We start from the raw sequence: 22,174 nt of genomic DNA, 5'->3' as shown, positions 1-22,174 counted from the left end.
CCGGGATGTCGGCCATCCCGGCGAAGCGCCTCGCGCGCCCGGGTTTGGCGTCCGCTTCGGTTCCGTTCCCGCGGTCAGCTCAACCGCACTTGCTGTACCCGCAGTTCAAGCACGTCGCGCAGCCATCCATGATCACGACCGCCTTGGTGTTGCACTTGTGGCACATCGTCGCGCTCGGCGGGAAGCTGACGCCGTCGCCGGTGACTTCGACGTCCTCGCTGCGCGGCGTATCGCTGATGCGCGGTTCGGGGAACAGGTCTACGTGGCCCGCGTCAGAGTTTTTTTTTGACAGCTGCGCGTAGGCGGCGCGCTTCTCGGCGATCAGGGCGCGCTGGGCGTCGCTCATCTCCGGGTCGTGCATCAGGCCGATCGACTTGAGGTGGTCCTCCACGATGCTGCCCAGCTCGGCCACCAGCGACGGCATGTACACGCCACCGGCCTTGAAGTAGCCACCCTTCGGGTCGAACACGGCCTTCATCTCGTCGACCAGGAAGGTCACGTCGCCGCCCTTGCGGAACACGGCCGACATGATGCGGGTCAGCGCGACGATCCACTGGAAGTGGTCCATGTTCTTCGAGTTGATGAAGATCTCGAAGGGACGGCGCAGTTCGTGCTCGGTGCCGGCGTTGAGGACGATGTCGTTGATCGTCACGTACAGCGCGTGCTCGAACAGCGGCGACTTGATCTTGTAGGTGGAGCCGATCAGGATCTCGGGGCGCTCTATGCGCTCGTGCATCTGGATCACGTCGGCGGTCGGCAGCGACTCGACCGCGGCGACCGGCGCCGGGCGCGAAGCCTCTTTCGCCTTGTCTTCCGGGGTGACGACGCTGTAGCCCTTGATTTTCTTGTCGATCTTGACGGCCATGAACCCGCTCCTGGTGCGGTAACGCTGATCTAGTTATATGTCGCTTAAGGCGGTCGCCGCGCCACTGGGACGCGGCGACCAATCGGGGCACTTACTTCCTGGCAGCTTTCTTCGCGACCTTCTTTGCGGGTCGCTTGGCTGCCTTCTTCGCCGCCTTCCTGGCTACGGCCTTCTTGGCCGGCGCCTTCTTCACAGCTTTCCGGGCGGCTGATTTCTTCGCGACCTTCTTCGTCGCAGTCTTCTTCGTGGCCTTCTTGACGGCCTTCTTCGCAGCCTTCCTGGCAACCTTCTTCGTTGCCTTCCTGGCGGCCTTCTTCGCCGTCTTCTTCGCCGCAACCTTCTTCACCGCCTTCTTCGCGGTCGTCCTGGTCGCAGCCTTCTTGGTTGCCTTCTTGGTTGCCTTCTTTGCAGCCTTCTTCGTCGCCTTCTTGGCCGTCTTCTTGCCGGCCTTCGCCTTCAGCGACGAAGCTTCCTTCTTGGCCTTGGCGCTGGCAGCGGCGAGCTTCTTCTTGGCGGTGCCTACCGCCTTCTTGGCGGCCTTGCGTGCCTTCTTGGCGGTGGTCTTGACCGACGCCACCGCTTCCTCGGCACGGTGCATCACCGCGCTGGAAATGTGGGATGCGGTTTCTTTCACGTTATCGGCGGCCTGCGACAGGGTCGCCGTCACTCCGTTGCCATTGCTCATGTGCCCTCCTGACGGGCGTCAAAACCTGGTTGGCGTGTTGCGGTAATCGGGGTGTTGCAAGGGCGATGCTATACCTGCTGCACGCGCACGACACAATCCACACGTTACTCACTTGGGCCTGGTACATGAACGCGGAGCCGGCCCGGACTCCGTGTGGAGGCGATCACCGCTGCCCCCTGCCTCTACCGCTTCGAAAGTGCGAGGAACCTGCTTCCCCCGGGTGCCGTTGTTGCCTGACGCCTGAAAGCAGGTCCCTCGCAGCGCTCGCGACCACAGCGCTCAGAACTTTCCGTAATAGCCTTCCTTCAACGCATCGAACAGATTGGCGGCGGTATGCATCTCGCCGTCGTATTCGATCTGCTCGTTGCCCTTGACCTCCAGCACGCTGCCGTCTTCCAGCTCGAAGCGATAGGTGGTGTTTTCCAGGTCGGCTTCCTTGACCAGCACGCCCTGGAAGGCGGCCGGGTTGAAGCGGAACGTGGTGCACCCCTTCAGACCCTGCTGGTGGGCGTAGCGGTAGATGTCCTTGAACTGCTCGTACGGGTAGTCGGTCGGGACGTTGGCGGTCTTGGAGATCGAACTGTCCACCCACTTCTGCGCCGCGGCCTGCACGTCGACGTGCTCCTTGGGGGAGATGTCGTCGGCGGAGATGAAGTACTCCGGCAGCCTGGCGTGCTCTTCATCCGAGAACGGCATGGCCTTGGCGTTGATCAGCTCGCGGTAGGCCAGCAGCTCGTAGGAATAGACGTCGACCTTTTCCTTCGACTTCTTGCCTTCGCGGATCACGTTGCGGCTGTAGTGGTGCGCGAACGACGGCTCGATGCCGTTGGAGGCGTTGTTGGCCAGGCTCAGCGAGATCGTGCCGGTCGGTGCGATCGAGCTGTGGTGGGTGAAGCGCGCGCCGGTCTGCGCAAGCTCGTCCACCAGCTCCGGCGCCACCGAGGCGACGCGCTGCATGTAGCGGCTGTAGCGGGCGTGGAGGACGCGGCCGGGGATGTCCTGGCCGATCTTCCAGCCGTCCTTCACCATCTCCGGACGCTTGCGCAGCATCTCGGCATCGACGGCGAACAGCTCGTCCATGATCGGCGCGGCGCCCTTTTCCTTCGCCAGCGCCAGGCCCATTTCCCAACCGGCCACGGCCATCTCGCGGGAGATGCGCTCGGTGAACTCGCACGACTCCTTGCTGCCGTACTTCATGCGCAGCATGGTCACGGTGCTGCCCAGGCCGAGGAAGCCCATGCCGTGGCGGCGCTTGCGCATGATTTCGTTGCGCTGCTGCTCCAGCGGCAGGCCGTTGACCTCGACCACGTTGTCGAGCATGCGGGTGAACACGCGCACGACTTCCTTGTATTCCTCCCAGTCGAAGGTCGCCTGGTCGGTGAACGGGTCGCGAACGAACTTGGTCAGGTTGACCGAGCCCAGCAGGCAGGCGCCGTAGGCCGGCAGCGGCTGCTCGCCGCAGGGGTTGGTCGCGCGGATGTTCTCGCACCACCAGTTGTTGTTCATCTCGTTGACGCGGTCGATGAGGATGAAGCCCGGCTCGGCGTAGTCATACGTCGAGACCATGATCATGTCCCACAGGTGGCGGGCACGGATGTGGCCGTAGATCTTGCAGGCCACCAGGCCGTCGTCGCGCACGATGTAGTTGCGGTGGGTCGGCCACTCGCGCCACACGACCTGGGTCGCGTCGTCGAGGTTGATGTCGCCCTTTTCCTTCATGTTGACCGGGAACACCAGCGGCCAGTCGGCGTCGGTGTCGACGGCCTCCATGAAGCCATCGGTGATCAGCAGCGACAGGTTGAACTGGCGCAGGCGGCCGTCTTCGCGCTTGGCGCGGATGAAGTCCTTCACGTCCGGATGGGAGACGTCGAACGTGCCCATCTGCGCGCCACGACGGCCACCGGCCGAGGACACGGTGAAGCACATCTTGTCGTAGATATCCATGAAGGACATCGGGCCGGAGGTGTAGGCGCCGGCACCGGCGACGAACGCGCCGCGCGGACGCAGCGTCGAGAACTCATAGCCGATGCCGCAACCGGCCTTCAGCGTCAGGCCCGCTTCGTGGACCTTCTCCAGGATGCCGTCCATCGAATCCTCGATGGTGCCCGAGACGGTGCAGTTGATGGTCGAGGTGGCCGGCTTGTGCTCGAGCGCGCCGGCGTTGGAGGTGATGCGGCCGGCGGGAATGGCCCCGCGGCGCAGCGCCCACACGAAACGCTCGTTCCAGTACTGCTGCTTCTCGGCATTGGGCTCGGCTTCGGCCAGGGCCTTGGCCACGCGCTGGTAGGTGGCGTCGATATCGGAATCGACGGCCTTCCCCGTCTTGGTCTTCAGCCGGTACTTCTTGTCCCAGATGTCCTGGGAAGCGGGCTGCATCGGGATTTCCCTTTCGAGGTCCCCCGTTACAGCCGCGGCCGTCTTGACCGCCTCGAGGCGCACTGTGCTCATGCCTGTCCTTTCTCCTCGTTCTGGCAGCGGATCGGGACCGCTGCCGGTGGATTCTTATATTGGGTGCCGCCAAGCCACTGACCACCAAACGGTCGCCGACGGCGATGCCCGCGACCGGTCTTGCACGTCCGCGAAACATGGGTTCTGGTTCGATTTTGGGCTCATCTTGCTCCCGTTCCGCGCCATCCCCCGATAGCGCTGACAGTACCGCAACTCTAAGCCAGGAAATCCCTAACTTTGGGCTCCCGCCGCCCGTTGACCACTACATGTAGTGGCCGAAGCGAGGGTTCAAGCTAAACCCGGTGCCGAATTTAGTCAACGCTTTTTTGATCGCAGTCACAATGCGTGACGGACGTCAGCGATGCAGTGCGGCAGGTGCACTTGCAAGCCGCGCCGGTCTCGCGACCGCCGCTGGCGGGGGCTGCGGCGGCGGCGCAGATGCTGGAAACTTCATGGCCTATTTAGTGGTCTTGCCAGACACTGGGGCCGTTCAGCCGCCGTGTGCGGACCCGACCCCTCCTCCCCTCCAGCCAGAACGACGCGATGCGCCCTCTGCCGACCCTTCTTACATTGTCCCTGGCCGCCGCCTTCGGCGGATTCGTCGCCATCGCCATGCGCGATGGCCTGGAAACGCCTGCCCAGGCGGCGCCGGCCGCAGCCACCACCGTGCCCGCCGTGGCCGCGTTGCCGGTGGTGGTCAGCGGCCAGCCACTGCCGTCGCTGGCGCCGATGCTGGCCAAGGTCACCCCGGCCGTGGTCAGCGTCCACACCAAGCAGCGGGTCAAGGTCAGCCCGTTCGGCGGCGACCCGATGTTCCGGCGCATGTTCCCGGAGCTGACCCAGGAGCGGATCAACGAATCGCTCGGCTCTGGCGTGATCGTCGATGCCCAGCGCGGGTACGTGCTGACCAACCACCATGTGATCGAGGGCGCCGACGAGGTATCGGTGACGCTGGCCGACGGGCGCACGCTCAAGGCCGAGTTCCTGGGTTCGGACCCGGATACCGACGTCGCGCTGATGCGCATCAACGCACCCAACCTGGCCGCGATCCCGCTGGCCAACTCCGATGCGCTGCGGGTCGGCGACTTCGTCGTCGCCGTCGGCAACCCGTTCGGCATCGGCCAGACGGTGACCTCGGGCATTGTCTCCGCGGTCGGCCGCACCGGCCTGCGCGGACTGGGCTTCCAGAACTTCATCCAGACCGACGCCTCGATCAATCCGGGCAACTCCGGCGGCGCACTGGTCAACCTCAACGGCGAACTGGTCGGCATCAACACGGCCAGCTTCAATCCGCGCGGTTCGATGGCCGGCAACATCGGTCTGGGCTTCGCCATCCCGACCAGCCTGGCGCGCAACATCATGGGCCAGTTGATCGCCAACAATGGCGTGGTGATCCGCGGAACGCTGGGGCTGGAGTCGCAGGCGGTCGATGCGCGCCTGGCGCAGGGACTGGGCCTGGAGGAAGCGCGCGGCGCACTGGTCACGCAGGTCTACTCCGGTGGTGGCGCGGCGACGGCCGGCCTCAAGCCCGGCGACGTGATCATCAGCGCCAACGGCGAGCGCATCGACGACCCGGACGCGCTGCGCAACTTCGAAGGCCTGCAGGCCGTCGGCAGCCGCGTCGCGCTCGAGGTGCGTCGTGACGGCAAGGTGATCCAGATGAACACCGTGCTGCGCGAACAGCCCAAGTCGTTCCAGGGACTGGAGCTCGACCCGCGCCTGGCCGGCGCCGTGTTCGCCGAACTGCCCGAGCGCCTGCGCCAGTCGGGCTATTCCGGCGTGCTGGTCGAATCGGTCGCGCGCGGCAGCCGCGCTGCGCAGAACGGCCTGCAGAAGGACGACATCATCACCGCTGCCACGTCTGGTACGTTCGAGGATCTTTCAGGTTTCCGCGCCAGCTTCACACAGGCTCCCGCACAGTTGGTCCTGCGCGTCGTACGTGGCGGCGGCCGACAGGGCAACTTGTCGATGCAGTAACGTCACGCCTGCGACACCCCGAGACCCCTTGGAGGAACACCTGATGAATCCCACCCCCAGCGACGGCATGAAGACCCACCTCGGCGAAGCCGGCGGACACCTCAAGCAGGCGGCGAGCGATGCCGGCGAGGCACTGCGCGGCGCAGCCAGCGCGGCCGGCGACGAACTGCGCGTGGGCAAGGCGAACGTGAAGGCCGACCTGGCCGACAGCGCCCTGTCGGGAATCGCTGCCGCCGAGCAGGCCGGGGGCGTTGCCCGCGAGCAGGTGGATGCACTGATGGACAAGGGCCGCGACCTGATCGACAGCGCCGCCGAACTGATCCGCGAGCGCCCGCTTGCGTCCTTCGGCGTCGCCTTTGCCGCCGGCTGGATCATCGCCAAGCTCGCCCGCAGCGGCGACAAGTAAAACCGCATGAGCCAGGTGGGGGACGATCGAACGCCCGAGGGACCCGAGCCCGGGGCATCGGTTCCGCCGCCTGACCAGTTGGGAGAGGCGCTGCGCGAACTGGGCGCCACCGCGCGCACCGGCCTGCGCGCCGCGGGCGCATCGGCCAAGGCGATGCGCAGCCTCGTCGCCGCCGACCTGGCGCTGGCGCGCAGTGCGCTGGGCCGCGCGCTTGCCTTTGTCGGCGTGGCGATCGTTTTCGGCGCTTCGGCCTGGCTGTTCCTGATGGGCAGCCTGGTCGCGCTGCTGACCACCCTGGGCCTGTCGTGGTTGCTGGCAATGCTGATCGCCGCACTGCTCAGCCTGGCCGTGACGGGCTACGCCTGCTGGCGCGCGATGCACTATTTCGACCACACCCGCCTGCAGGCTACGCGCCGGCAGCTGGCGCGCCTGGGCATCGGCGACCTCGCCGACTTCATGCCCGGCCCGGGCTCGGAGGAATCGGCCCGCGACGCTGCAAAGCGCCACGAACAGAGCCTGTCGGGGCGGCCGAAGAAGGACGAACAGGGCATCGACGTCGCGCCGCCATGACCAGTCCCATGACTATTCCCATGACTTCCCTCGTCGCCCGCCGCCATGCGCTTTGAACAGCTGATCCAGAAGGTCGACCAGGCCGAGGACGCGCTCGAAGCCAGCGAGCGCAGCGCCGTAGCCGACCTGCGCAAGGTGCGCACGTCGTGGCGCGAGCTGTGGACGCCGGGAAGGATCGTGATCGCCGGCCTCGCCGCCGGCTTCGTCGTCGGCCGCGCCGAACCGCTGCGCACCCTGGGCAAAAGCGGTGGACTGATGCAGCTGGTGACGATGATCTCGGGCCTGTTCGCCGGCGGCAGCGCCCAGGTGGCCGCCGAAGGTGCCGAGCAGGCAGCCGCCAGCGCCGAACAGGCCGCCGCCGCTCCCGCGCCCGTCGTGGCTGCGCCTCCACTTGCGGACGAAGATGCACTGACGCTGGCGCGCGCCGAGGCAACTGTGCAAGCTGCACGCGGCGTGGTCCATCCGGTCGAACCTTGAGCATCCCAGCAACCCAAGCACCTTCCGAATCGGAACCGCCCGGCGAGGGCGACGCTCCGCCATCCCCGTTACTGGCACGCCCGAGGTCCTCCAGCGCGGCCATGGTGCTGGCCACGCTCGCGGTCGGTTACACGCTATGGGCGGCGCAGGAACTGGTCCTGCCTGTCCTGCTGTCGATGTTCTGCGCACTCATCGGCAACCCGATCATCCGCGGCCTGCAGAAGCTGTACGTCCCGCGTTTCCTCGGTGCGGTGCTGGTGCTCGCCGGTGGCCTCGCCGGCGCCGCCGCGCTGGGCAACCAGCTGGTCGAACCGGCCGGCGAATGGGTGCGGCAGGTGCCGCGCGAAATGAAGTCGATCGCGCCGAAGCTGCGCGACTTGACCAAGCCGATGCTCGACGCCAACAAGGCCGCGCAGAACATCGCCCGAGCCGCCGGAGGCGAGAGCACCGGCAAGCCGGTGCAGGTGATCCGCACCGAGCTCAACGAACCCTACAAGGCGCTGACCGCGACGCCGCGGCGGGTGGCCTCGGTGCTCGCGGTGGTGCTGCTGACGTTCTTCTTCATGGTCTATGGCGAAAGCCTGCAACGAAACGCGATCGCGCTGTTGCCGACACGGCAGCAGAAGAAGCTGACCGTCGACATCCTGCATTCGATCGAGCGCGAGATATCGCGCTACGTGCTGACCATCACCCTGATCAACATCGCCCTCGGCCTTGCCCTGGCCGGCGCGCTGTACTGGCTGGGCGTGCCGCTGCCCGAAGCGCTGCTGTGGGGCACGATGGCGGCGATCCTGAACTTCGCTCCCTACGTGGGCCCGCTTGTCGGCATCGTCATCATGTTGCTGATGGGCTTCGTCGCCTTCGACAAGCTGCTGCCGTCGCTGCTGCCGGCAGGCATCTACCTGGTGCTGCACACCATCGAGGGCCAGATCATCACCCCGATCGTGCTCGGCCGGCGCATGCGCCTGTCGCCGCTGGTGCTGATCCTGGCGCTGATGCTGTTTGGCTGGCTGTGGGGAATCATCGGCCTTCTGCTGGCGGTGCCGCTGCTGGTGTGCGTGAAGCTGGTGCTGGCGCGGATCGAGGGCCTGGGGGGCTGGGCGCGCCTGCTGGAGTGAGCCGAGCCGGATCCGGGCCCCGGGCGCGCCAAGGTCGCCTGGGACGCTCATGCAAAAGCGCGGTATGCCGTTAACGACGGGGCAGTGCAGCAAACAGGCTAAAATATCGGCATGCAATTCCCCGTTCGCGCCATCACCCTCGACCTCGACGACACCCTGTGGCCGTTCGCGCCGATCGGGGCGCGGGTCGAGCAGGTGCTGCACGCGTGGCTGTTGCAGCATTGCCCAGGCACGGCGCAACGCTTCCCGATCGAGGCGATGCGCGAACTGCGCGAACGCGTCTTCGTCGAACGTCCGGACCTCGCCCACGACTTCAGCCAGCTGCGCAAGCTGAGCCTGATCCGCGCGATGGAACTGAGCGGCGATGATCCGCAGCAGCATGCCGATGCCGCGTTCGAGGCGTTCTACACCGAACGCAACCGCGTCGAGTTCTACCCCGATGCCCTCGCTGCGCTGGAGCGGCTGGCCGCGCGCGTACCGCTGGCGGCGATCAGCAACGGCAATGCCGACCTGGCGCGCGTTGGCGTCTCGGCGCATTTCGCCTTCCAGCTCGGCGCGCGCGAGCACGGCACGCCCAAGCCGGCGGCGAGCATCTTCCACGCCGCCTGCCGCCAGCTCGACCTCGCCCCCGGCGATGTCCTGCATGTCGGCGACGACATCGAACTGGACGTGGTCGGCGCCCACCGCGCCGGCATGCGCAGCTGCTGGATCAACCGCGACGGCGCGCACTGGCCCCATGCCGACCTGCGCCCCGACCTCGAATTCGCCACACTCGCCGGACTGGCCGACTGGCTGGACCTGGCACAACAACCGGAACTCCTCAGCGCATGAGCATCCCGCACGGCTTTGCCGATACCCGCACCGAGAGCCTGCCGCTGCATGTGGTCAGCCGCGACACGATCGGCCAGTGGCGGGCGACGCAGGATGCGGCAGCGCTGGCCTGGCTCGATGCGCAGGGATTCGATGGCTCGCCGTGGACGGCGCTCACCCTGCCCGCGGCGGATGGTGGCCTGGCTGCTGCGGTGATCGGCGTGGCCGACCTGCTCGACCCCTACTCCTACGGCCACGCGCCGTATGCATTGCCGCTGCGCAGCTGGGTGCTGGCGACCGAGCTTCCGGTCGAGGCACGGTCGGCACTGCACCTGGGCTGGGGCCTGGGCAGCTACCGCTTCAACCGCTACAAGCAGCCGCTGCGGCAACCGGCGCTGTTGCAGGTGCAGGCAGACGACGAAGCCTTCGCCCAGCTCGCTGCGTGCCTTCGCGTGCGCGACCTGGTCAACACCCCGACCGAAGACATGGGCCCGGACCAGCTCGAGCAGGTCGCCTGCGAACTGGCCGAGCGCTTCGGCGCGCGGATCGAGGTGATCAGCGGCGATGACCTGCTTACCCGCAATTTCCCGGCGATCCACGCCGTCGGCCGCGCCAGCCACCGTGCGCCGCGCCTGATCGAACTCACCTGGGGTGACGAATCGCACCCGCACGTGGCCATCGTCGGCAAGGGCGTGTGCTTCGATACCGGCGGCCTCGACCTCAAGCCGGCCGACGGCATGCGCAACATGAAGAAGGACATGGGCGGCGCCGCCCATGCCATCGCCCTGGCCGAACTGGTGATGACGCGCAAGCTGCCGCTGCGCATGACCCTGCTGGTGCCGGCGGTCGAAAATGCCGTGGGCCCCAATGCATTCCGTCCGGGCGAAGTGGTCGCCACGCGCCAGGGCATGTCGGTGGAGATCGACAACACCGATGCCGAAGGCCGCGTGATCCTGTGCGACGCGCTCACCTACGCCGGCGAGCAGAAGCCGGCGCTGCTGCTCGACTTCGCCACGCTGACCGGCGCTGCGCGAATCGCCCTTGGCCCGGACCTGCCGGCGCTGTACTGCAACGACGAGGACGTGGCGCGGTTGTGGCTGGAGTCGGGCATCGAGCAACGCGATCCGCTGTGGCGCATGCCGCTGTGGCGCCCGTACCTGCGTTACCTCACCAGCACCGTCGCCGACATCGCCAACGGCGGGCCTTCGAAGATGGCCGGCAGCATCACCGCGGCGATCTATCTGGAGCGCTTCGTCCCGGCGGTGCAGAAGTGGGCGCACCTGGACGTGTACAGCTGGAACGACAGTGATCGCCCGGGCCGTCCGGCCGGTGGCGAAGCACAAGGGCTGCGCGGGGCGTATGCGCTGCTCAGGAAGCTGTCCTCGACCTGATGGGCCCTGGGATGATCGCGATCGACCCGGCCCGGGTGGTAGCGATAACCCCCGTGCCACGTGCCCGGTCCTGCACAAACTGACTTCCGGCAGGTTGGCGCAATCGGTGGTCTGACGTCACACTAGGCGCCGTCTTGCGTCTGGTGTGCATATGACTGCCTCGTCCGACCTGCTCAGGGAATTGCGCATAGACCGTAGCGCGCCACCGCCGCCGGCATCACGCCGCGGCTTGTGGATCGCGCTCGCTGTCGTTGCGGTGGTGCTCGTACTCGCACTCGCGGCGTGGGCCGTGCTTGGCCGCGAGCGCGGCGTCGAAGTGAAGACCGCCACCGCAACCGCCATCGGCAGCGGTGGCAACGCTTCGGTGCTCGACGCCACCGGTTATGTCGTCGCCCGCCGCATGGCCACGGTGTCGGCCAAGATCACCGGCAAAGTGCGCGAAGTGCTGATCGAAGAAGGCCAGAAGGTCGAGGAAGGCCAGATCATGGCCACGCTCGATCCGATCGACGCCGATGCCGAACGCACCCTCGCCAGCGCCCAGGTCGGCGCCTCGCGCAGCCAGGTCGAAAGCGTGCGTGCGCGTCTGTCCGAGGCCGAAGCCAACGCCCGCCGACTGTCCACGCTGGTCAACCAGCAGCTGGTGTCGAAGGCGCAGTACGACGAAGCGATCGCCGCGCGCGATTCGCTGCGCGCCGAACTGACCACCTCCGAACGCAATGCCAAGGTCGCCGGCGACCGCCTGCACATCGCCGACCTGGGCGTCGACAACACCATCGTGCGCGCGCCGTTCTCCGGCGTGGTCACGGCCAAGGCCGCGCAGCCGGGCGAGATCGTTTCGCCGCTGTCGGCCGGTGGCGGCTTCACCCGCACGGGCATCGGCACCATCGTCGACATGGATTCGCTGGAGATCGAGGTCGAGGTCGGCGAGGCCTTCATCGGCCGCGTGCAGCCGAAGATGCCGGTCGAGGCCACGCTCAACGCCTACCAGGACTGGAAGATCCCGGCCGAGGTGATCGCCATCATCCCGGCGGCCGACCGCGGCAAGGCCACGGTCAAGGTCCGCGTCGCGCTGAAGACCAAGGACCCGCGCATCGTCCCGGACATGGGTGTGCGCGTGAGCTTCCTGGAAGCAGCCAAACCCGAAGCGCCGAAGCAGAAGCCGGGCGTGCTGGTGCCGGCCGCGGCGATCACCAGCCGCGACGGCAAGCAGCTGGCCTTCGTCGTCGTCGACGAGAAGGCGCAGCAGCACGAGGTCACCGTCGGCCGCAGCCTGGGCGACGACCGCGAAGTCACCCAGGGCCTCTCAGGCGGTGAGACGGTCGTGCTCGACCCTCCCGCAGGTCTGGCCGATGGCGACCGCGTCAAGGTTGCCGTCGCCGCCGCCGAGTCCGACAGCGGCTCGGCAGACCAGTAATCAACGAAGCAGTTAACGCAGTTCCTCCTCCTACCGTATCGAGGACGTCGCAATGTCTACGCTGGTTTCGATCCGCAATCTCAGGAAGACCTATCAACGCGGTCCGGAAAAGGTGGAGGTGCTGCACAGCATCGACCTGGACATCCCCAAGGGCGACTTCGTCGCGCTGATGGGTCCGTCGGGCTCTGGCAAGACCACGCTGCTCAACCTCATCGGCGGCCTCGACTCCCCCACCGGTGGCGAGATCCAGGTCGACGGCCAGCGCATCGACACGCTCAGCGCCGGCCAGCTGTCGCAGTGGCGCAGCCACAACGTCGGCTTCGTGTTCCAGTTCTACAACCTGATGCCGACGCTCAACGCGCAGAAGAACGTCGAGCTGCCGCTGCTGCTGACCAAGCTGTCGTCGGCACAGCGCAAGCGCAATGCCGAGATCGCGCTGCAGCTGGTCGGCCTGGCCGAACGCGGCAAGCATCGCCCGAACGAATTGTCCGGCGGCCAGCAGCAGCGCGTCGCGATCGCCCGCGCGATCGTCTCCGACCCGACCCTGCTGATCTGCGACGAACCCACCGGCGACCTCGACCGCCAGTCGGCGGAAGAGATCCTGGCGCTGCTGCAGTCGCTCAATCGCGAGCACGGCAAGACCATCATCATGGTCACCCACGATCCCAAGGCCGCCGATCACGCCCAGCGCACGATCCATCTCGACAAGGGCACCCTGGTCGAGCGTGAGCTAGCAGTGGAGCACTGACGTTTCTCAAGGAGCTGAGGGCAAGGGGCCAGCCACGCATTCGGCGCTCCGCCCCCTCTTCCGGCCCTTCGGGCCACCTTCTCCCACAAGGGGAGAAGGGAGACACATGTTGAGGAAGCAGAGATGAAATACCTGCACCTGATCTGGGCCGCGCTGTTCCGCAGCAAGACCCGCACGTTCTTGACGTTGCTGTCGGTGGTAACCGCGTTCCTGCTGTTCGGCATGCTCGACTCGGTGCGCGTGGCATTCAATTCCGGCGGCAGCGTCACCGGCGCCAACCGCCTGGTCGTCGCTTCGCGCCTGTCGATCACGCAAATGCTCCCCTATAGCCTGGACACGCAGATCAAGGCGATCCCGGGCGTGCAGAAGTCGGCCTATGCGGCCTGGTTCGGCGGCATCTACCAGGATCCGAAGAACTTCTTCGCCAACTTCTCGGTCGGGCCGGGCTACCTCGACCTGTATCCGGAGTTCAAGCTCCCGGCCGAGCAGCGCAAGGCGTGGGAGAACAACCGCACCGGCGCCATCGTCGGCGAGGCGCTGGCCAAGCGCCACGGCTGGAAGATCGGCGACACCATCCCGCTGCAGGCCACCATCTTCCCGACCCAGGGCAGCAACAACTGGTCGTTCAAGCTCGATGGCATCTTCCGCATCGACGACGAGAAGATGAAGGCGCAGGAGAACGTGCTGTTCTTCCACTGGAAGTACTTCGACGAGGCCAACGACTACGTCAAGGGTCGCGTTGGCTGGTACATCGTCAAGGTCGCCGACGGCGCCGGTTCCGATGGCGTGGCCAAGGCCATTGATTCGCTCTCGGCCAACTCCGACCACGAGACCAAGGCGCAGACCGAAGCGGCGTTCAACCAGGCCTTCGCCAAGCAGTTCGCCGACATCGGCCTGATCGTCACCGGCATCATGGGCGCGGTGTTCTTCACCCTGCTGCTGCTGACCGGCAACACGATGGCGCAAGCGGTGCGCGAGCGCATCCCGGAGCTGGCGGTGCTCAAGACGATCGGATTCTCCAACCGCAGCGTGCTGTGGCTGGTGCTGGCCGAGTCGATCCTGCTGGTGGTGCTGGGCGGCGTGATCGGCATGGGTATCGCCTCGCTGCTGATGCCGGGCGTGAGCAAGGCCAGCGGCGGCATGATCCAGTTGCCGACGGTGCTGGGACAGACCTGGGTGGTGGGCCTGGTGCTGATGCTCGCCATCGGCGTGATCGTGGGACTGCTGCCGGCGTTGCGTGGCATGCGCCTGAACATCGTCGATGCCCTCGCCGGCCGCTGAGCCAAGGAGATCCAGATGAAGAAGTTCATGATCAATCTCGGCATCGCCTTGCTGCTCGTCATCGGTCTGGTCGCCTGGGCGGTGCTGCCCTGGTACCTGGTGCTGGCCGTGGTGGTGCTGTTCGTGCTGTGGCTGCTGCTCACACGTTCCGGGCGACTTGCCTGGGAGGCGGCCAAGATCGGCCTGGCCAGCCTGCCGCAGCGCTGGGGTGCCTCGTCGGTGATCGTGGTCGGCATTGCCGGCGTGGTCGGCGTGCTGGTGGCGATGCTGGCGATGGGCGAAGGCTTCAAGGCCACGCTCAACCAGACCGGCAGCGACTCGTCCGCGATCATCCTGCGTGCCGGTTCGCAGGCCGAGACCAACTCGGTCATCACCCGCGACCAGGTCCCGCTGATCTCGTCGCTGGCCGGCATCTCGCGCGGCGCCGACGGCCGACCGGTGATCTCGCCGGAGTTGTCGCAGGTGGTGAACCTGCCCAGCAAGGCGGACGGCACCGACTCCAACGTGCAGTTCCGCGGTGTCGGCCCGATGGCGTGGACGCTGCGGCCGAAACTGAAGATCGTCGAAGGTCGCAAGTTCAACCCCGGCATGCGTGAACTGGTGGTGGGTCGGGGTGCGCAGAAGCAGTTCGTCGGCCTGGAAGTCGGCAAGCAGCTCAAGCTCGCCAACCAGATGTGGACGGTGGTCGGTGCGTTCTCGTCCGGCGACTCGCACGATTCGGAACTGTGGGCCGACGTCGACGTGCTCGGGCCGGCCTACCAGCGCCAGGCGTTCCAGTCGGTGACGGCGAAGCTGGACGGCAAGGACGGGTTCAACCGCCTCAAGGCCGCCCTCGCCGGCGATCCGCGCCTGAAGCTGGACGTGGAGACGACGCACAACTACTACGCCAAGCAGTCCGAAGGCCTGACCAAGCTGATCAACATCCTCGGCAAGGTCATCGGCACGATCATGGCGATCGGCGCGGTCTTCGGCGCGCTCAACACCATGTTCGCCGCCGTCGCCGGCCGCGCTCGCGAGATCGCCACGATGCGCGCGATTGGTTTCCGCGGCGTGCCGGTGGTGGTGGCGGTGATGCTGGAGACAATGCTGCTGGCGCTGCTGGGCGGGCTGATCGGCGCCGGACTGGCGTGGTTGGTGTTCAACGGCTACAGCGTGTCCACGCTGGGCAACAACTTCAGCCAGGTCGTGTTCCAGTTCAAGGTCTCACCGGAATTGCTGTGGAACGGCCTGAAGTGGGCGCTCGGCATCGGCCTGGTCGGTGGCCTGTTCCCGGCGCTGCGTGCGGCGCGACTGCCGGTGACCGAGGCGTTGCGCGCCGCCTGATCGACGCGCGGATGCATGCAGACAAGGGCGCTCCGGCGCCCTTGTCCGCGTCTGGGGTTCGCGCGATGTGTGCGCGTAGGGCGCCGCCTGGCAAGCAACTGTGCGCGCCGTGGAAGGCGGCGCGTGCCTGCGCGTTGCGATGATCCATGCAGAAGGGGACGCCCCGCTCCCCGCGCAGTACATGGACTCGGACATGGACTCAAGCACGGTCTCAAGCACGGTCTCAAGCACGGTCTCAAGCACGGACAACAGCATCCGGATCGGAATCGACGGCGCAGGTTCCGCAGACCTGCTCGACAACATTGCCATCAACGAATTCGGCGCCGCCATTGGCGCGAGCATGTACGACGGGCGTGCGATCTTCGGCGCGCCGCTGGCCACCGTCGAGCGTTCGATCCTGGACCGGCTGGCGGTCTCGCCCGGCAGTCCGGTTTACCTGTTCGGTTACAGCGTCGGCGGCGACCAGGTGCTGCGGCTGGCCAACAACCTGGCGGCCTGTTCGGTGGAGGTGAAGGGCCTGGTCGCGTTCGATCCGCACAGCCCGCTCAATCCGTTGCCGATGCAGAGGCGCTACACGCTGGCCAGCGACAGCTGGGAAACCCTGAACTTCCTCCAGTGCTCGCCTTACGCACTGGGCAGCAATCCGTTCTGGGGCGGCCAGGTCAACGACGCCTGCAACGTCGACCTGACGTCACAGGGTGCGGTCCATACCACCATCGTCAGGACCGCGCTGGCGAAGTACGAGGCGGTGATCCTCTCCGTCCTCGGCGTGCGGGCGCTGCCGCTGGCTGCCGTCTAGTCAGCTTGCCAGCGCGGCACTGCGCCGCGCGCGCATCAGACCATCGATCGCGAACACCGCCAGCGCCACCCAGATGAAGATGAAGCCGGTGGCGCGGTCGCGGTTGAAGGCTTCGCCGAAGAACAGCACGCCAAGCAGGAACTGGATGGTCGGGGCGATGTACTGCATCAATCCGACCACCGATAGCGGCACGCGGCGCACGGCGAAGGCGAAGCCGATCAGCGGCAATGCCGTCAGTGCGCCGCCAAAGATCAGCAGCGCATCCACGCCCAGGCCCCAGCCGCCGGCAAAGTGGCCGCTGCCGTGCGTCTCGCTCCACAGCAGCACGACCAGTGCAGGCAGGAACAGGTACACGCTCTCCACACCCAGGCCGCTGACCGCGTCGACCGCCACCAGTTTGCGGATCAGGCCGTACAGCGCGAACGACAACGCCAGCCCGATCGCGATCCACGGCGGCTGGCCGTACTGCCAGGTCAGCCAGGCAACACCGGTCGCCGCCAGCGCCACCGACAGCCACTGCACGCGGTTGAGCCGCTCATGCAGGAAGGCCACGCCGAACAACACGCTCACCAGAGGATTGATGAAGTAGCCCAGGCTGCTTTCGACGACGTGCCCGGCGTTGACGGCCCAGATATACAGGCCCCAATTGAAGGCGATCAGCGCGCCGCTGAGCGGCAGCATCCAGGCCGCGCGCGGTCGCGCCAGCGTTGCGCGCAGCCAGCCACGGCCCTGCTTCCACGCCAGCCATGCCGCCACCAGCAGCGCGCTCCAGACGATGCGGTGCATCACGATCTGCAGCGACGGCACCACCTTGAGCAGATGCCAGTACAACGGCATCAGCCCCCACAGCACGAAGGAGGCAGCCGCGACCCACAGGCCGCTGCGCGCGGCGGCGTGATCGCTCATGCCGCCGGCTCCTCGGGTACCGCTGTCGCTGCCGCTGCCACCGCCGCCGGTTTGCCGGCGCGCGCCTTGGCCAGGGTGATGATGACCACGCCGACCAGGATCACCGCCATCGCGCCCAGGTCGTGCGCGGTGAAGTGCTCGCCACCGATCAGCGCGCCGAACACCACCGCGATCGGCGGATTGACGTAGGCGTAGCTGGTCGCCAGGGCCGGACGCACGTGGTGCAGCAGCCAGATGTAGGCGGTGAAACCGAAGATCGACCCGGCGACCACGAGGTACAGCATCGCCGCGGTCGCGCTGACGCTCGGCATCGCGGTCATGCGCTCGCCGTGCAACACGGCGGCGATCAGCATCCAGATGCTGCCGGTGAGCATCTGCCCGGCGGCCGACATGAACGGTTGCGGCAGGTCCTGGTCGCGGCTCCAGATCGAGCCCCAGGCCCATGCGATCGGCGCGATCACCAGGCACACCAGGCCGAGCGTGGACGACGACAGCTCGCCGCCGGCATTGAGCCAGAGCACGCCGAGGAAGCCGATGATCAGGCCAACCCATTCGATCTTCGAAGGATGGCGGCCGCGCAGCATCGCGAACACGCCGGCGAACAGCGGCATCGATGCCACGGCAATCGCGGCCAGGCCGGAGCCGACCTCGGTCTCGGCCAGGTTCACCAGTCCGTTGGACAGCAGCACCATCCAGATCGACAGGATCCACAGCGTGCGCCACTGCTTTCCGGTCGGCTTGGGGACGCCGCGCCAGCGCAGCACCGCGAACATGATCGCGCCGGCCAGGAACATGCGCCCGGCGCCGAGCAGGAACGGCGGATAGCTTTCCAGCGCGAAGCGGATCGCCAGGTAGGTCGAGCCCCAGAGGATGTAGACCGAAGCCAGGGCAAAGGCGACGGCCAGCCCGCCGGGAGCGGCGCGGGCGGCGGTAGGTGCAGCGGTGCTCATGCGGAGTCCAGGTGGGGAGTTGGCGGTGCTGCCGGCCGACGCGACCGGCACCGCGCCGCGCGGCGACCCGGTGCCGTCATCGACGGCCGGGACGCCGCACCGCCGGTGCAGGGATCGTTCGGATGACTGAATCGTAACGGCAGTGGCCGCGACGGGATTGATAAATCGTGCGCATAAACGCAAAAATTTTGCATGGCCAAGACTCCCGTGATGCTGGACGAGTTCGACCACCGCCTGCTGGAGCTGCTGCAGCGCGATGCCTCGGCAACCCTGACCGCGCTCGGCGAAGCCGTCGGGCTATCCGCCAGCGCGGTGCAGCGGCGGCTCACGCGGTACCGCAAGAGCGGGCTGCTGCGGCAGATCGCGGTGCTCGACCCCACCCTGCTCGGCACCACCACCCTGGCCACGGTGCTGGTGGCGATGGAGCGTGAGGCGGCCAAGCTGCATGCGGCGTTCCACGCCCGCATGCGCGCCGCGCCGGAAGTGCAGCAGTGCTACACGCTGGCGGGCGAGTGGGACTACCTGGTGATCCTGTCGACCACCGGCGTGGCCCATTGCCGCGAAGTGGCCGACCGCTTGTTCATGGACGAAGGCAACATCAAGCGCTACGAGACGCGGATGGTGTTCGACGTGGTGAAGGCGGGGTTGCACGTACCGACCCGGATGCCGGCGAGGCGGCGGAGGTAAGGCATCACGCCGCGCGCTCGCGCGCCAGCACCTTCTGCTTCATCGGCAGGCCCCAGCGATACCCGCCGAGCGAACCATCGCCGCGGATCACGCGATGGCACGGCACCACGATGGCCACATGGTTCCCGGCGCACGCACTGGCCACGGCGCGCGTCGCACGCGGTTGCCCGATTGCACGCGCGACTTCGGCATAGCTGCGCGTCTCGCCGCGGGGGATCTTCATCAATGCGTCCCAGACCTTCTTCTGGAACGCCGTGCCGATCAGGTCCACCGGCACCTGTGCCTGCTTGCCGGCCAGTGCATCGGCAACCGCGCGCAGCCGCGGCGCGAGGAACTCGTCGCGACCGGCATCCACGCGCTCCAGCTGTGCCTGCGGAAACTCTTCGTGCAGGCGCGCTTCCAGCGCATCGGCATCCTCGCCCAGTTCGATCATGCACACGCCGCGCTGCGTGGTCGCGACCAGGGCCTGGCCGAGCGCGGTGGCGGCGATGCTCCAGCGGATCTGCTCACCGGCGCCACCGGCGCGATAGCGCGCGGGCGTCATGCCGAGCTTCGCGGCACCGCCTTCGTACACGCGCGACGGCGATCCGTAGCCGGCGTCGTACAGCGCCGCGCTGACATCGTTGCCTTCGCGCAACGCGACCTTGAGCGTCCCCAGCTTGCGCTGCGCGAGGTACTCGGCCGGACTGAGGCCGAAACGCGCGCCGAATTGCCGCTGCAGGTGCGAGGCGCTCAGGCCGACCGCGATGGCCAGGTCGGTCAGCGTCGGCTCGCCGGCGTCGAGCAGTTGCCGGGCGTGGTCGAGCTTGTCGCGGAGCTGGCGGGCGGTGTTCATGGTCCAAAGCGTAACGGGCGCCCTGGGGCGCCCGCTATCCGTTTCTTGCTGCTGGTGGCGACCGTTGAACCCATCGCCACCCAGCCCTCTCCCTGAAGGGGAGGGCTACATGTCAGTCCGCCCAGTGACCTGCCGTCGTCGCCGTCGGCAGCACCTGCGCCGAAAGCTGGCGGTCGCTGTTGAGCAGGTGCACCGCGTCGGCGAGGATCGCAGCCGATTCGCGCAGCAGCGGGTCCGGACGGTTCTCGGCCAGCTTCTCGCGTTCGGCGTCCTTGGCGATGTCGCGCTCGTTCGCCGCCAGGCCGTCGTCGTTGTAGTCGTCGGCCAGCGGGTCCAAGTCCAGGCCCAGGGTCTTGCGCTCTGCCTGGCGCTGCTTGCGCTTGTTGTCGTCGCGGTCGCGCTCGGTGCGGCGCTCGGCTTCGTTGAGGCTGACCCACTTCTTGGCGCGTTCCTCGCGGAACTCGTTGACGTCATCCGACCACCACTGGAACTCCTTGTCCTTGGCGATACGGGTGGTGTGCAGGGTCTCGAGCTTGGGCAGGAGCGGTGCGAAGTTGCCGTAGGCGGTGTGCTGCACGGCCGAGATGCGGGTCCACGGCAAGGCGTTGTCGTAGGTGCTCTCGCCGTATTCGCTGGCGTCGACCGACACCGGATAGGCGATGTCGGGCACCACGCCCTTGTTCTGGGTCGAACCGCCACTGACGCGGAAGAACTGGGCGATGGTCAGCTTGACCTGGCCGAAGCGCGCTTCCTCGTTGGCCGGCCAGCGGTCGAGGTCGACCAGGTTCTGCACCGTGCCCTTGCCGAAGCTGGTTTCGCCAATGACCAGGCCGCGGCCGTAGTCCTGGATCGCGCCGGCGAAGATCTCCGACGCCGAAGCGGAGCCGCGGTTGATCAGGACCGCGAGCGGACCTTCCCAGGCAATGCCGCTGTCGCTGTCGCCTTCGACGCTGACGCGGCCGCCGGACTCGCGCACCTGCACGACCGGGCCGCGGTCGATGAACAGACCGGTCAGCTCGATCGCCTCATTGAGCGAACCACCGCCGTTGTTGCGCAGGTCGAGCACGACGCCTTCGACCTTTTCCTCGCGCAGCTTGGTCAGCAGCTTGGCAACGTCACGCGTGGCCGAGGCGTAGTCGGCGCTGTTCTTGCGGCGGCCTTCGAAGTCCTGGTAGAAGCCCGGCAGTTCGATAACGCCGATGCGTTGCTGCGGCGCGCCGTTGACGGCGGGAATGGTGATGACCTTCGACTTGGCGGCCTGGTCTTCCAGGCGCACCTTGTCGCGCACCAGCACGATGCGCTGCGGCTGACTGTCGAGGCCCGATTCGGCCGGGATCACGTCCAGGCGCACCTTGGTGCCCTTGGCACCGCGGATCTTGGCGACGACATCGTCGATGCGCCAGCCGATCACGTCTTCCATCGCGCCGCTTTCGCCCTGGCCGACGCCGACGACGCGGTCACCGGGCTTGAGCTTGTTGGACTTGCCGGCCGGACCGCCGGGCACGATCTCGCGGATCGCGACCACGTCGTCCTGCTTCTGCAGCACCGCGCCGATGCCTTCGAGCGAGAGCGACATCGACACGTTGAAGTTGTCGGCGGTCTTCGGGGTGAAGTAATCGGTGTGCGGATCGACCGAGTTGGCGTAGCTGTTGAGGAAGGTCTGGAAGACGTCCTCGCCCTTGAGCTCGGCGATCGACTTGCCCATGTTGGCGTAGCGCTTGTCGAGCGTCTTGCGGATGTCCTCGGGCTTCTTGCCGGCCAGCTTCAGGCGCAGCCAGTCGTTGCGCACCGACTGCTTCCACAGCGTGTCGAGCGCGGCGTCGTCGGTGGCCCAGGGCGCGTCCTCGCGGTCGTACTCGTAGCGGTCGCTGCCGGTGAAATCGAAGATGTCCTGCTTGAGCAGGTTGCGCGCGAAGGTCACGCGCTGGTCGACGCGCTGCTTGTAGGTGGCGAAGATCGCGTATGCCGGATCGAGGTCGCCGCTCTTGATGGCGTCGTCGAACTTGAGCTTGAAGACGTCGAACTTGGCGACGTCCTGCGCGGTCAGGAACTGCTTGCCGCCGTCGAGCGACTCCAGGTAGCGCTTGTAGATGTCAGCCGACAAGGTGTCGTCGAGCGCCACCGGGCGGTAGGCGTAGCGGCTGTCGGAGAGCAGCCCGTAGACGAGCTTGGCGGCGGTGGTCTGGTCGGCGGTCGGCGCACGCGGCAGCGGCGACGGTTCCATCGACTTGATCAGGCTCGGCTTCTCGTGCTGCGGCAATTCGACCTGGGTGGTCTTCTTGTCGACGCTATCGGAGGACTGCGCGAGCAATGCCAGCGGTGTGGTCAGCAGGAAAGCGAATAACGTGGTCTTGGCATTCATCGCGGGGCTCGCGGCCGTTGCCGGCCTGATCTTTGGTGCGGGGGGCGTCAGGACACGGACAAGGAACGGCATGAACCGACAGCATGGACCGGTGTTCGACAACCCCACAGTGCCGAAAGTTG

Annotated in this window: 20 protein-coding genes; 13 read left to right on the top strand and 7 right to left on the bottom strand. The window is 67.0% G+C overall.

Features of this window, described 5'->3' with window-relative positions; translation table 11 throughout:
• Positions 1–79 precede the first annotated feature (79 nt).
• The 3 genes from AC1DER_RS11535 to AC1DER_RS11525 all read right to left on the bottom strand — a co-directional run bounded on the left by AC1DER_RS11535 (position 80) and on the right by AC1DER_RS11525 (position 3,998).
• On the bottom strand, positions 80–865 hold the full coding sequence (locus AC1DER_RS11535) for a TSCPD domain-containing protein (RefSeq protein WP_441815250.1): 786 nt from the start codon (positions 863–865) through the stop codon (positions 80–82).
• Positions 866–956: 91 nt separating this feature from the next.
• Entirely contained in the window at positions 957–1,550 is a 594-nt protein-coding gene (locus AC1DER_RS11530; protein ID WP_477243705.1) for a hypothetical protein, read from the bottom strand.
• A gap of 279 nt (positions 1,551–1,829) precedes the next feature.
• Positions 1,830–3,998 carry an adenosylcobalamin-dependent ribonucleoside-diphosphate reductase gene (locus AC1DER_RS11525; RefSeq protein WP_441815252.1) on the bottom strand — a complete coding sequence of 723 codons (2,169 nt, stop codon included), beginning with the start codon at positions 3,996–3,998 and terminating at the stop codon, positions 1,830–1,832.
• 543 nt (positions 3,999–4,541) lie between these two features.
• Between AC1DER_RS11525 and AC1DER_RS11520 the strand changes: the two genes are divergently transcribed.
• The 12 genes from AC1DER_RS11520 (at position 4,542) to AC1DER_RS11465 (ending at position 16,312) form a co-directional block, all read left to right on the top strand.
• The gene (locus AC1DER_RS11520) at positions 4,542–5,975 is read left to right on the top strand and encodes a trypsin-like peptidase domain-containing protein (RefSeq protein ID WP_477243708.1); all 1,434 of its coding nucleotides are present in this window, start codon (positions 4,542–4,544) and stop codon (positions 5,973–5,975) included.
• 43 nt (positions 5,976–6,018) lie between these two features.
• Positions 6,019–6,381 (top strand): hypothetical protein, encoded by a 363-nt coding sequence (locus AC1DER_RS11515; protein WP_441815254.1) that lies wholly within the window; start codon positions 6,019–6,021, stop codon positions 6,379–6,381.
• 6 nt (positions 6,382–6,387) lie between these two features.
• A complete protein-coding gene (locus AC1DER_RS11510; RefSeq protein ID WP_477243710.1) occupies positions 6,388–6,951 on the top strand; it encodes a phage holin family protein in 564 nt (187 codons plus the stop codon).
• Positions 6,952–6,996: 45 nt separating this feature from the next.
• Positions 6,997–7,428 carry a hypothetical protein gene (locus tag AC1DER_RS11505; RefSeq protein ID WP_441815256.1) on the top strand — a complete coding sequence of 144 codons (432 nt, stop codon included), beginning with the start codon at positions 6,997–6,999 and terminating at the stop codon, positions 7,426–7,428.
• Positions 7,425–8,546 (top strand): AI-2E family transporter, encoded by a 1,122-nt coding sequence (locus AC1DER_RS11500; RefSeq protein WP_477243713.1) that lies wholly within the window; start codon positions 7,425–7,427, stop codon positions 8,544–8,546. The genes AC1DER_RS11505 and AC1DER_RS11500 overlap by 4 nt, the downstream gene beginning before the upstream one ends.
• 111 nt (positions 8,547–8,657) lie before the next feature.
• Positions 8,658–9,377: an HAD-IA family hydrolase gene (locus tag AC1DER_RS11495; RefSeq protein ID WP_477243715.1), complete on the top strand. Its 720-nt coding sequence runs from the start codon at positions 8,658–8,660 to the stop codon at positions 9,375–9,377.
• Positions 9,374–10,747 (top strand): leucyl aminopeptidase family protein, encoded by a 1,374-nt coding sequence (locus AC1DER_RS11490; RefSeq protein WP_477243717.1) that lies wholly within the window; start codon positions 9,374–9,376, stop codon positions 10,745–10,747. Before AC1DER_RS11495 ends, AC1DER_RS11490 begins: the two co-directional genes overlap by 4 nt.
• A gap of 151 nt (positions 10,748–10,898) precedes the next feature.
• Positions 10,899–12,161: an efflux RND transporter periplasmic adaptor subunit gene (locus AC1DER_RS11485; RefSeq protein WP_441815260.1), complete on the top strand. Its 1,263-nt coding sequence runs from the start codon at positions 10,899–10,901 to the stop codon at positions 12,159–12,161.
• A gap of 52 nt (positions 12,162–12,213) precedes the next feature.
• A complete protein-coding gene (locus AC1DER_RS11480; protein WP_441815261.1) occupies positions 12,214–12,909 on the top strand; it encodes an ABC transporter ATP-binding protein in 696 nt (231 codons plus the stop codon).
• 123 nt (positions 12,910–13,032) lie between these two features.
• A complete protein-coding gene (locus tag AC1DER_RS11475; protein WP_477243720.1) occupies positions 13,033–14,190 on the top strand; it encodes an ABC transporter permease in 1,158 nt (385 codons plus the stop codon).
• A gap of 15 nt (positions 14,191–14,205) precedes the next feature.
• Entirely contained in the window at positions 14,206–15,513 is a 1,308-nt protein-coding gene (locus AC1DER_RS11470) for an ABC transporter permease (RefSeq protein WP_477243722.1), read from the top strand.
• A 193-nt stretch (positions 15,514–15,706) separates the two neighbouring features.
• Positions 15,707–16,312 (top strand): hypothetical protein, encoded by a 606-nt coding sequence (locus tag AC1DER_RS11465; protein ID WP_477243724.1) that lies wholly within the window; start codon positions 15,707–15,709, stop codon positions 16,310–16,312.
• Here AC1DER_RS11465 and rarD read toward each other — a convergent pair whose 3' ends face one another.
• Entirely contained in the window at positions 16,313–17,218 is a 906-nt protein-coding gene (gene rarD / locus AC1DER_RS11460; RefSeq protein ID WP_477243726.1) for an EamA family transporter RarD, read from the bottom strand.
• A complete protein-coding gene (gene yedA, locus AC1DER_RS11455) occupies positions 17,215–18,168 on the bottom strand; it encodes a drug/metabolite exporter YedA (protein ID WP_477243728.1) in 954 nt (317 codons plus the stop codon). The genes rarD and yedA overlap by 4 nt, the downstream gene beginning before the upstream one ends.
• A 192-nt stretch (positions 18,169–18,360) precedes the next feature.
• On the opposite strand from yedA, the gene AC1DER_RS11450 reads away from it, so the two are divergent.
• On the top strand, positions 18,361–18,855 hold the full coding sequence (locus AC1DER_RS11450; RefSeq protein WP_477243730.1) for an Lrp/AsnC family transcriptional regulator: 495 nt from the start codon (positions 18,361–18,363) through the stop codon (positions 18,853–18,855).
• Between the two features lie 4 nt (positions 18,856–18,859).
• Here AC1DER_RS11450 and AC1DER_RS11445 read toward each other — a convergent pair whose 3' ends face one another.
• Positions 18,860–19,690 (bottom strand): methylated-DNA--[protein]-cysteine S-methyltransferase, encoded by an 831-nt coding sequence (locus AC1DER_RS11445; protein ID WP_477243732.1) that lies wholly within the window; start codon positions 19,688–19,690, stop codon positions 18,860–18,862.
• 112 nt (positions 19,691–19,802) lie between these two features.
• A complete protein-coding gene (locus tag AC1DER_RS11440) occupies positions 19,803–22,052 on the bottom strand; it encodes a carboxy terminal-processing peptidase (RefSeq protein WP_477243734.1) in 2,250 nt (749 codons plus the stop codon).
• Positions 22,053–22,174: the final 122 nt, after the last annotated feature.

The sequence above is a fragment of the Lysobacter sp. 05T417 genome (assembly GCF_056396405.1).
The sequence above is the reverse complement of the archived record's forward strand: the minus strand, read 5'-3'. Positions and strand labels throughout refer to the sequence as shown.